The organism is Cobetia sp., from assembly GCF_983723665.1.
Genome location: NZ_CFDJES010000144.1, coordinates 2,144 through 6,779 on the forward strand (window position 1 = coordinate 2,144; position 4,636 = coordinate 6,779).

Annotated in this window: 4 protein-coding genes; 2 read left to right on the forward strand and 2 right to left on the reverse strand. The window is 66.5% G+C overall.

Annotated features, from left to right (window positions below; translation table 11 throughout):
• Both AC4FAH_RS12370 and AC4FAH_RS12375 read left to right on the forward strand, forming a co-directional pair.
• The coding region (locus AC4FAH_RS12370; protein ID WP_490246117.1) for a CorA family divalent cation transporter at positions 1 to 690 on the forward strand (690 nt) is incomplete at its 5' end.
• A 440-nt stretch (positions 691 to 1,130) separates the two neighbouring features.
• Positions 1,131 to 2,030, forward strand: a complete 900-nt coding sequence (locus AC4FAH_RS12375; protein WP_043333112.1) for a LysR family transcriptional regulator — start codon at positions 1,131 to 1,133, stop codon at positions 2,028 to 2,030.
• 19 nt (positions 2,031 to 2,049) lie between these two features.
• On the opposite strand, the gene AC4FAH_RS12380 is transcribed toward AC4FAH_RS12375, so the two are convergent.
• Entirely contained in the window at positions 2,050 to 2,862 is an 813-nt protein-coding gene (locus tag AC4FAH_RS12380) for an SDR family NAD(P)-dependent oxidoreductase (protein WP_286987410.1), read from the reverse strand.
• A gap of 37 nt (positions 2,863 to 2,899) precedes the next feature.
• A partial coding sequence (gene cydC, locus AC4FAH_RS12385; RefSeq protein ID WP_490246118.1) for a thiol reductant ABC exporter subunit CydC occupies positions 2,900 to 4,636 on the reverse strand: 1,737 nt, incomplete at its 5' end.

A 4,636-nucleotide genomic window follows, 5' to 3' on the forward strand; every position in this document is an offset into this window, starting at 1 on the left:
CAGACGGCCAACGTCGCCTTCCATCTGCATGGGCGCCAGCTGATCAGCATGCGCCACGAGGATATCGGCCTGCTGCGGCTGTTCCGCAATCACCTGCGTCGTCAGCGACTGAGTCCGGAGGATGGCTGGGAGGTGCTGCTGGCGCTGCTGGCGATGAAGGTCGATTACCTGGCCGATGAAATCGAGGATATCTACCGGGCGCTGGAGGCGCTGGGCAAGCAGGCGGTGCACCCCGAGGCGCTGGAAGACACCCTGCACGGCATCCTGTTGCAGGAGCGCTACAACGACAAGGTGCGCCAGTCGCTGCTGGACAGCCAGCGCCTGCTGCGTCAGCTGACGCGCCATCTGCCCTCGGCGCCACGCCAGAAGTCGCGACGGCAGGAGATTCGCGACATGCTGCGCGACATCGACTCGCTCAATCCGCACACCACCTTCATCTTCGACAAGGTCAACTTCCTGCTCGATGCCTCGATCGGTTTCACCAACCTCGATCAGAGCCGCATCATCAAGATCTTCTCGGTGGCGGCAGTGGTCTTCATGCCGCCGACATTGATCGCCAGCATCTACGGCATGAACTTCCACTGGATGCCGGAGCTGGACGAGGACTGGGGCTATCCCTTCGCGCTGTGTCTGATGGGGGTGTCGGCGCTCTCGACCTATCTGTTCTTCAAGTGGAAGAAGTGGCTGTAAGTCGCTGAAGACAGGCATAAAAAAAGCGCCTGGCGTCGTGAGACGGCAGGCGCACAAGAAACTTGCATTACAACACTGAAGATCGCCACCGAGGCCCGGGATGGGCCGACAGCGAAACCGCGCGTGGGGGCGTCGCCATGCAGACCAGTCACCGGGAATCGGTGGGATGAGCAGTGCAACTACCTGAGCGCGAACCTGGACGGTCGGGCTGCGCCACGCAGGCCCGGCCGTCGTCGGTCTAGTCCGGAAGCAGGCGGCCGATGCCGCGGCGCGCCTGCTCCCGCATGTTCGTGGCGCACAGTATAGGGTGCCGCGCTTTGGAGAATAAGCGCGTACAATCGAAAACTAGGGTTTCCATATTGGAAACTTGAAGGAGTGATGGGGTGTCTGGCCGTATTCAGGGGGCCATGGCGGTTGCACAGCAAGGGTGAGGGAGACACATGGCGACACTTGATGCACTGCGCGTATTCGTCGAGGTCGTGCGCGCGGCCAGTTTCACGGCGGCGGCACGGCGACTGGGAATTTCCAAGTCGCTGGCGTCCAAGCGGGTGGCGGCACTGGAAGAGCAGCTGGGCGTCAGCCTGATCAATCGCTCGACCCGCAAGCTGCATCTCACCGAGGCGGGGCGCATCTACTACGAGCACGGCCTGCGCATCCGCGAGGAGCTGGAATCCGCCGAGGCCCGCGTGCAGTCCGTCACCTCGCAGCCGATGGGCCAGCTCAAGGTGTCGGCGCAGGTGTCGTTCGGCTTCATGTATCTGGCCGCGCCGACCACCGCCTTCATGCGTCGCTACCCGGATGTCAGCGTCGAGATTCTGCTCGAGGATCAGCGCTTCGAGCCCATCGATGAGTCGGTGGATCTGGCGATTCGCATGGGGCCGCTGCCGGATTCCTCGATGGTCTCGCGGCCGCTGTGCAAGGTGGTCTATGGCCTGTATGCGGCGCCGGACTATCTGGCGCGCGTCAATGCGCCGCCGGTGCAGCCTCAGGACATCCGCGCCTTCGATACCATCTTCTACGGCAATTACGATCTGGGGGCGCATTGGCGCTTCACGCTCAATGGCCAGCCCTTCGATGTGGAGCCGGAGTCGCGGCTGGTGATCAACAATCTGCTCGGCGTGGTGGAGGCGGCCAAGGCCGGCTTCGGTCTCGCCTACCTGCCGACCTTCTCGGCCCGCGCGGCAGTGGAGAGTGGTGAGCTGGTGCCGCTGCTGCAGCCCTACTGGAACGAGCATGGCTCGATGGTGGTGCTGTTCCGCTCACGCAAGTACCTGCCCGACAAGACCCGCGCCTACCTCGACTTCATCACCGAGTGGTTCCAGGAGCATCTGCAGCTCTGACGTCTCCTCTCCTGAGGGGTTACCACTTGATGGCCTGGCCGGCCCAGTCGTAGAATCCGCCGCTGGCGGTGGGCGTGAGTTCAGAGGCGACGCGCAGCAGACGGCGCGCCACGAAGCCCGTGGTGAACAGTTTGCCCTCGGGCACGCGGGCCTGGAAGGGCGTCGACAGGCCGGTGTCGGTGGTGCCGGGATGCAGCGCGACCAGCAGCGCCTCGGGATTGCGGCGCGCGATCTCGATGGCGGCGGTCTTGAGCAGCATGTTGTGGCTGGCCTTGCTGGCGCGATAGGCATACCAGCCGCCGCTGCGGTTGTCGGAGATCGAGCCGACCCGCGCCGACAGCGAGGCGAAGATCACCGGCGTGCGTCGGCGCAGACGTGGCGCCAGCATTCCCAGCAGCAGGGCCGGGGCGAAGGCGTTGACCTGATGCAGGCGCGTCAGGGCCGCCAGACTCAAGTCTTCCAGGCGCTTCTCCGGCCATAGCTGCTCGCGCTCGTCATGCAACAGGCCCAGCGCGTTGAGTATCAGCGCCGGTGGCTGTCCCGTCTCGCTCTCGCCATCCAGTTGCTGTGCCAGCCACTCCTCGAGGCGCGCGGTGCCTTGCTCGGTGGTCAGGTCGGCCTCCAGTGTCTCGAGCTCGGGATGCGCCGTCAGGTATGAGACATCGCGACTCACCGCCAGCACTTTTCCACAGTGGGGATGGGCGAGCAGCTCCGCGATCAGCGCCCGCCCGATCCCGCCGCTGGCACCGGTGACCAGTGCGCAGAAGCCCCGTGGCAGGCGCGCGAAGGTATCCGCCGCCAATGGCTGATCTTCCAGTGTGCTGTCTGCCATGCATGTCTCCCTCTGTAGTGGCCGAATGTGACTGTCGTCAGGCAGTGCGCTCCATCAGCCTGGCGAGACGGGAATCGCTGCTGAGCGTGGTCGGGGTGGTGTCTTCCTGCAGGCGGCCCGCCTCCAGCAGCGCCAGACGCGCAAAGCGCTCCAGCCCCAGCGGCTGGTGGGTGATCATGATCAGGCTGCGGCCCTCGCAGGCGGCGAGAATCGCGCTCATCACCTGCTCGGCGCTGGTGCGGTCCAGTCCTTCGCAGGGCTCATCGAGCAGCACGATCGGCGCCGGTGACAGCAGCGCACGTGCCACGCTGAAGCGGCGCAGCTGGCCACCGGACAACGAGCGCCCCCCTTCATCCGGGAAGCCGGCCAACCCCTGTGGCTGGCGGGCCAGCCAGTCGCCAAGGCCAAGACTTTCCAGCATGCGCGTCAGTGCCTCATCGCTGGCCTCGGGAGCGGCCAGGCGCAGGTTGTCGGCGTAGCTGGCACAGAACAGATGCGTGTCCTGCGGGCAGACCGCGAAGCTTGCGCGCAGCGTGGCCTCATCGAGTGATTCCAGCGCCACGCCGCCCAACGTGATGCGTCCGGCGCTGGGAATATGGAAGCGACTGAGCACGTCCAGCAGGGTGCTCTTGCCGCTGCCGGACGGGCCGAGCAGTGCCAGATGCTCGCCTGCGGCCAGTGTCAGGGAAAGCTCTGTGAGCACCGGCGTGTCGCCGTGGGTGACGCTCAACTTCTCGATCTCCAGGGCGTGACCCACCGGCATGGCAGCCTCGGAGGGATGGGGGAAGTGGGCCGCCGGCGTATTGGCCTGCACGCCGTTGAGGCGCGCGGCCGCCGACAGGCAGCGACCGAGCCCCTGCCAGGCCAGCGGCAGTGGCGCCAGCGCCTCGAAGGCGCCGAGCACGGCCAGCAGGAACAGTGCCAGCAGGCGACCATCGAGCAGCTCGCCAGAAAGCATCGTCATGTCGGTGTTCGCATATGGCGCCATCTGCATGACGCCGAGTAGCGCCACCCCGGCCAGCGTCAGCCCCAGCAGACTGTGGCTCAGCCAGCTGGCCAGTGCCTGACGGCGTGCCTGGGCGCGCTCGATGCGGTCCCGCTCGGCCTGTTGCTCGGCGAGGCGCTCAAGCTCTTCATTCCAGCGTCCATAGATCACCAGCTCGCCCAGTCCCTGCAGGCGCTCCAGCAGGCGCGCGCGCAGGCGGCTGGCCGAGGACTGATGACGCATGGCGTCACGGCTGCCACGCCACCAGGCCAGCCATGGCACCAGTCCGCCGGTCAGTACCAGTCCGATCACCGCGACCAGCGCCAGTGTCGGCGCGAAGATGCCGATCAGCGTGCCGGCGGCGAGGATGGTGCAGACCGCCACCAGCGAGGGAATCAATACGCGCACGTAGAGGCTGTCGAGGGCGTCGACATCCGCGCCCAGGCGCGTCATCAACTCTCCCTGGCCGGCATGTTGCAGGGCGGCGGGGGAGAGCGGCTCGATGGCCTCGAACAGGCGGCGGCGCAGGCTCGCCAGCAGACGCAGCGTGCCTTCGTGGGTGGTGACGCGCTCGCCATAGCGTCCGGCGGTGCGCGCCAGTGCCAGCCCGCGCACGCCTGCCGCCGGGGTGAAGAAGTTGAAGGCCTGGGTGGCGGCGACGCTCAAGCCGGCCACAGCGGTGGCAGAGAGGAACCAGCCCGACAGCGCCAGCAGACCGGTGGCGGCCAGCAGGGTGATCAGCGCCAGCAGCGCACCGATGCCCAGCCAGCCGCGATGCTCGCGCATCAG

What these genes read in the sequence shown, in the direction of transcription:
- AC4FAH_RS12380 (WP_286987410.1), bottom strand. Translation starts at nt 2,862, where the DNA reads ATGGCAGACAGCACACTGGAAGATCAGCCATTGGCGGCGGATACCTTC.
- AC4FAH_RS12375 (WP_043333112.1), top strand. Translation starts at nt 1,131, where the DNA reads ATGGCGACACTTGATGCACTGCGCGTATTCGTCGAGGTCGTGCGCGCG.